Source organism: Mesorhizobium sp. M0145 (genome assembly GCF_040322355.1).
Classification (GTDB): Bacteria; Pseudomonadota; Alphaproteobacteria; order Rhizobiales; family Rhizobiaceae; genus Mesorhizobium.
This window is the reverse complement of the sequence record NZ_JAMYTK010000059.1, coordinates 1-5,639: the sequence shown is the minus strand read 5'-3', so window position 1 is coordinate 5,639 and position 5,639 is coordinate 1. Positions and strand designations below refer to the sequence as shown.

Genomic DNA, 5,639 nt, shown 5'->3' with positions numbered 1-5,639 from the left:
TGAGCGCTTCAGCGTGCTGGCCACCGACACCTTCACCCCGAACTCGCAGGGGCGCATGCGCCTTGCCCCTACCGATGCATTCCACTTTGCGCGCCAGCGTCACCTTAGCCTCTTCATCCCGGCCCGCTGTGCGATCCGCATCGCCCGGGCTTTTCAGCTCCGTGCAGCCCTTGAGCGTCTTCACCACATGATGTGGGCGGCCTCACAGAGTGCCGTGCACATTGTGGCATCCCCGATCTTGCTGATGCGGCCGCCACGTCATGCCTTGCCGAGCACCATGTCGGCGCTGATGGTCCAAAGCGCCATAGTCTGCGCCAGCGCGCTCCTGACGGAGGTGGGGCTAAGCTTCCTCGGCGTGGGCGTGCCGCCCAGATTCCGAGCTGGGGCAACCTCACCACGCTTTCTTGCTGCGTGGGTCCAAATGCCGGCACTTTACGACGTCCGTAGACGGAACGGTGAGCTGAGGTTAATTCTCTCGGTCGCGCGGCCAAGATTGATTTGATTATTTCGATTTGCTGGATGAAATGAAATGATCGTAGCGTAACTCCGTCTATTATTGAAGTTATTGCAACCATAGCAGACATTGTTCCATGGATGACCTAGATCGAAGGATTCTCACGGCGCTACAAAGGAACAATCGGCTCTCTTTTGCCGAACTGGCAGAATTGGTCGGTTCTTCGGCTGCGTCATGCATGCGCCGAGTTAACAAGCTGCGTTCGGATGGCGTGATCCTTGCGGACATCTCATTGGTGGATCCGAAGGCTTTCGGAAAATTGCTTACTGTTGTCGTCACGGTAGAGCTCGACCGTGAGCGTCTTGATCTTGTCGATGAATTCAAGCGCGCGATGCGCGCGGCAAAAGAGGTTACCCAGTGTTACATGGTTACGGGCGACGCCGATTTCGTGCTGCTTGTCTCCGTCGAGGACGTTGAGGCCTTCGACGTCTTCGTCAAGACGAAGCTTTACACCAACCCCAATGTCCGAAAATTCCGAAGCATGATTTCGCTTGATCGTGTCAAGTTCGAGCCACGCGTCCCTGTGTAGCGTTGGGCGAGTTGCGCTGAACTCGTCACTCAAGGCCGTTTTTCGAAACCGCCGTTGCGTGTCCAGCATCAGATTGACCTTTTTCACCAAATCAACTGTGCGATGTAGAGGGTGCAGTTGATCTTGCGTTAGGACGGTGGGAGTTGCCCGACCGTTCCAAGCGGGAAAGCAACCCATCCCGATGTAAGCAATACGAATGGCGACCCCCAATGACAATACAGATCTTGCCAGTTCTTTCAACCATCGACGAGCATCACGTTGATCGACGGCGCTATCCGGACGGGGTAGCCTTCATGGATGGGCAATACCTGCCGATGTCCCAAGCCAAGATCTCAGTGCTCGATTGGGGTTTCCTGCACTCTGACGCTACCTACGACACCGTGCACGTCTGGAATGGCAGGTTCTTTCGGCTGGATTTGCACCTTAACCGTTTCTTCGGGGGTGTCGAACGGCTCCGAATGAAGCTGCCCTATGATCGAGAGAAGACAGCATCCATCCTTAACAATTGCGTCGCCCTGTCGGGCCATAGATCGGCATACGTGGAGATGATCTGCACGCGTGGTTCATCGCCGACCTTCAGCCGGGATCCCCGCCAGGCGGAGAACCACTTCATAGCGTTTGCAGTCCCCTTTGGCTCTGTTGCCAACAAAGAACAGCTGGAGAGAGGCTTACACGTCGCAATCAGCGCCACCGTCCGCATTCCACCAAAGTCAATTGATCCCGCAATCAAGAACTATCATTGGCTCGACCTTGTGAAGGGTCTATTCGACGCTTATGATGCGGGAGCGGAGACAGCGCTGATCATTGACACGAACGGCCACATAGCGGAGGGACCTGGCTTCAATGTGTTCCTTGTCAAGGAGGGATCCTTGAGGACACCCGCTTTCGGGGTCTTACCGGGCATCACGCGCAGGACTGTCTTTGATCTTTGTGCCGAAATCGAGCTATCAGCCACGGCCGCTGATATCAGTCGTGCTGAGATCAAGGGAGCGGACGAAGTGTTTATCACTTCGACTGCCGGCGGCATCATGCCCGTGACCCGCATCGACGATACGGCGATCGCCGACGGACGCGTCGGTTCGGCCACCCGCCGGCTCATGGATCTCTACTGGCAAAAGCACGATGATCCTACATGGTCTACTGCTGTCATCTATCCGTGAGCGTAAGCGGTGCGCCTGAAGTTGACGCGCGCTTCGCGACAATGAGCTGTCGTAACGCAGGCGCCCGCAATCCGAGCAGGGGGCGCTTCGGAGGAAGCCGGCATTTGGTGGATTGCCCCGATGCTCACCGATGTCTCCGGGTACTGCGAGACTAGCCCGCTTCTCTCACCGAATTTAGCGCCAGGCTCCCTTGTGACGCGGCGCGGCTACTGGCATGGCTGTGGAGTTCGAGGACGGGCGCGATCAGCGCCGCGGTGTTGCGACCTTCGAGTCTTCAGCAATGTATCCTCTGTTGTTTGTGAGAAGGGTTCAGGTCCGGCGGCGTCACAGAGCCGCGGCACGTATTCGGGCGTGAGCCAGGGCGAACTCCTCGGCATAGGGACACGCTGAGGCCATCGCCACCTTGATGCGACGAACCGAGACGCGCACCTGTGCGCCGATCAGTTTCAATCTGATCGCGCCGCAGCTGGCGTTGGCGAGCCGGATATGGGCAAGACCGAGGCGACGCAAGGCGCAGATCAGGACATACGCAAACGAGGCGAACCACAGCCGCAGCTGATTGGCGCGCATGGTGTTGGCACTGGTACGATCGGCGTAGAGGTCGAGTGGCATTCCTTGATCCGGTTCTCCATGTCGCTGCGGGCGCAGTAGAGCTCCTCGTAAAGCGCCCGTGCCGCCCAGCGCTCCGGCTTGAGTGACGTCACGATGAAGCGCGGATTGGCGCCCTGCGTCGTCCATTCGGCCTTGGCCACGACCCGCCTGCGGCGTGACCAGCTGTCTTTTGTCGACCACCTGAAGTCGCGGAAGACCCGGGAGGCCTGGCGGCTTTTCCTGGAGACCAGACAGGCTCCTCGAGGGCCGGGGCGATCTTGGTTTCCAACCGTTCGTTGCGGGCGAGCCCAAAGACGTCGACGCGGTGGATCTCGCACCAGGCCATCAGTTCCTCGCGCGCAAAGCCGGAATCAGCGCACAGGATGATGTGGACCCTAGGCCAGTTTTTGCGGATCTGGGTCACGATCCGCTCAACCTCCTCGACCGCTCCCTTGCTGGCATCGATCTTGGAACGCCTGGGCTTTGGCGCCAGCAGGTGCCGGTCGCAGAAGATGTAGAGCGGCAGGTAGCAGTAGCAGTTGTAATAGCCGTGGAAGAACCTGCCTTCCTGCCGGCCGTGCAGCGGATCATCGGTGGCGTTGAGATCGAGCACGATCTCGGCTGGCGGCTTGTCGTGGGCTTCCAGGAACAGGTCCACGAACAAGGCCTCCAACGCGACCTTGTCGTAACTGATCTTGTGATAGTGCGTCGGCTTCCCGACCCGGCCGTGCTCCAGCCGGTTCAGCGTCGACTTGCCAGAAAACACCGCACAATCTTCTCGCTTCGGCGTCAGGCGTTCCGACACAAGCGCGAGCACCGGGTCGTGGCGAAGCGTGTCGTGGTCGTCGGTGTCCTCGTATCCCAGCCCGATTGCTGCGAAGCGTTGCCCGACCAGCGTGCAGACGCTGTGAACCGTGAGATCCTGATTGCGGCAATCGACGAAGCACGAGGCCACCTGGTCGAACAGCCCTAGAAGTAACCGTGGCTGGCGAACGACTTCGGAGACCAGTGGAATGAAGAATTCGCGGGAAAAGTGGCTGCCGCCGAACCTTGTTCGACGGCAGCCAAGTTGTGCTAGGAGAGGTCAGGCAAAGCTCGGCACCCCCGCCCCGTCAGATCTCGTTTGAGGAACCCGACGTCCCGGACTTTCAACCCATCTCGCTCAACGCGTGCCATCAGAGATCTTGCCACAAGCGCAAGTATCCCAAGGACTTCGCTTGACACGTTGTTGCGGCATACTCGGAGAGCCTACATAATATCAGTTTGGCAAAGCGTTGAATACGCATCAGGCCGCCGGTCGCGGAAGAATCCCCAACTCTGTCTCATTTCTTGCGTCAATGCGGTTTCCAGTTCCGCTACGACCAGTTCGTCACTGTCTCCGCCTTGCGCAACAATGTCACCTATGGGTCCAGCAAAAAGCGAATGCCCGAAATACTTGCCCATTTCAGTGCCCTCATCACCAACACGGTTTGGGGCGCCGACAAAAATTCCGTTGGCAAATGCAGCGGTTCTAATCTCTGATTCCCAGGGCAGGCGAGCCGCAGGTCCCGTCGAAGTGGGCGTGAAGACAATTTCGGCGCCTGCGAGAGCAAGCGCTCGGTAACCCTCCGGGAAATGCCGATCATTGCAGATCACTGCTCCAATCCGACCAAACGCCGTTTGGAAAACCGGGAAACCGAGGTTACCGGGCTTGAAGTACATTTTTTCCCGGCACCATCCACCATCAGGGATGTGCATTTTGCGGTATTTGCCAAGGTACGAGCCATCCGCATCGATGAACACTGCAGTGTTATAGTAGACCCCTGGCGCCTCTTCCTCATACATAGGAGCGACGATCACCATCCCATACCGCTTTGCCCAATCTCGGCAGCGCGTAATAGTCACACCATCCGGCACTTTCTCGGCAGCGGAAAACCACTTTTCATCGTGGCCACAGCCAAAGTAAAACTGATTGAATAATTCTTGAAAGCAAATGATCTGGACATGCTGCGCTCCAGCGCGTTCCACAAACGCCTCATGGTCGTCCAGCAGGCGATCCCGAATCGTGGAGATCTTCGCGTCGGTCGGCGCCTTAAGGCTCAGCTGCACTAGGCCGCATTTGATCAAAGTCATGTAAGTCTCCTCTCGATAAAAACATTGGCAGAGCCGAGATGGGCCAAATGCAAGAGCAATTCAGCGGTCGAGTCAATCCAACGCGTAGCAATCGCGACTTTAACGTTCCGGCGGGGAATGGACGCACCAATTTGTCTCAGTAACTGAAACGAACGGTGCGAATTTCATCGTGATTTGCAATGATATCAGCGCTAGACGGCTGCCCGCCTCCACGGTGAGGGGCTCCGCATTCTGGCAGGCGAGAGACCTGCCATGGGTTAAGATTGGCCCCTCCCCAATCCCACCTCCAAACTGCATTTCCAATTCCGGCCTGCTCTTCACGGATGCATATTGACTTTAGATCGAGTCGGCTAACCGCGAGATTGCTTGACGCGTAGTTGCGGGTTTCCGCAGAATGCACGAGGTGAACACGAACCTGGACTCGAAATTCAGTTACGTGCGAGTAGAGCTGCACGGCGGCGGAGCATGAGGCGGATGGAGGCGATGAAGACCCACGCTTCAGCGTTTTCGATAGTCGCCTCGAAATCCTTGGCGAGCCGGCGACAAGCCCGAGCCAGGCGAACGTTCGCTCGATGACCCATGTTCGCGGCAGCACCTCGAAGCTTTTGGCCGTGTCGGAGCGCTTGATGATTTCGATGATCCACGTGCTAGCCTGAAAATTCACGGTGGGTTGGCGGATGTGGTTCAAGCCGTTGAAATGACGTAGGATTTGGTTGCTAAGGCCGATCCGAAT

3 protein-coding genes and 3 pseudogenes are annotated in these 5,639 nt (G+C 57.5%); 3 read left to right on the top strand and 3 right to left on the bottom strand.

The window, feature by feature from the left end; genetic code table 11:
- Positions 1 to 256 precede the first annotated feature (256 nt).
- The 3 genes and pseudogenes from NKJ28_RS32820 to NKJ28_RS32810 form a co-directional block, all read left to right on the top strand.
- A pseudogene (locus NKJ28_RS32820) lies at positions 257 to 405 on the top strand (ABC transporter permease); the annotation flags it as partial.
- 185 nt (positions 406 to 590) lie between these two features.
- Positions 591 to 1,043: an Lrp/AsnC family transcriptional regulator gene (locus NKJ28_RS32815; RefSeq protein WP_352572696.1), complete on the top strand. Its 453-nt coding sequence runs from the start codon at positions 591 to 593 to the stop codon at positions 1,041 to 1,043.
- A 209-nt stretch (positions 1,044 to 1,252) separates the two neighbouring features.
- On the top strand, positions 1,253 to 2,203 hold the full coding sequence (locus NKJ28_RS32810; protein ID WP_352572698.1) for an aminotransferase class IV: 951 nt from the start codon (positions 1,253 to 1,255) through the stop codon (positions 2,201 to 2,203).
- Positions 2,204 to 2,527: 324 nt separating this feature from the next.
- Here the strand turns inward: NKJ28_RS32810 and NKJ28_RS32805 are convergent.
- From NKJ28_RS32805 to NKJ28_RS32795, 3 genes and pseudogenes are all read right to left on the bottom strand, one after another.
- Positions 2,528 to 3,770: pseudogene (locus NKJ28_RS32805) on the bottom strand (IS1380 family transposase); the annotation flags it as partial.
- A 272-nt stretch (positions 3,771 to 4,042) separates the two neighbouring features.
- Entirely contained in the window at positions 4,043 to 4,906 is an 864-nt protein-coding gene (locus NKJ28_RS32800) for a nitrilase-related carbon-nitrogen hydrolase (RefSeq protein WP_352572734.1), read from the bottom strand.
- A 428-nt stretch (positions 4,907 to 5,334) separates the two neighbouring features.
- Positions 5,335 to 5,549 (bottom strand): annotated as a pseudogene (locus tag NKJ28_RS32795) (IS5/IS1182 family transposase); the annotation flags it as partial.
- Between the last annotated feature and the right edge of the window lie 90 nt (positions 5,550 to 5,639).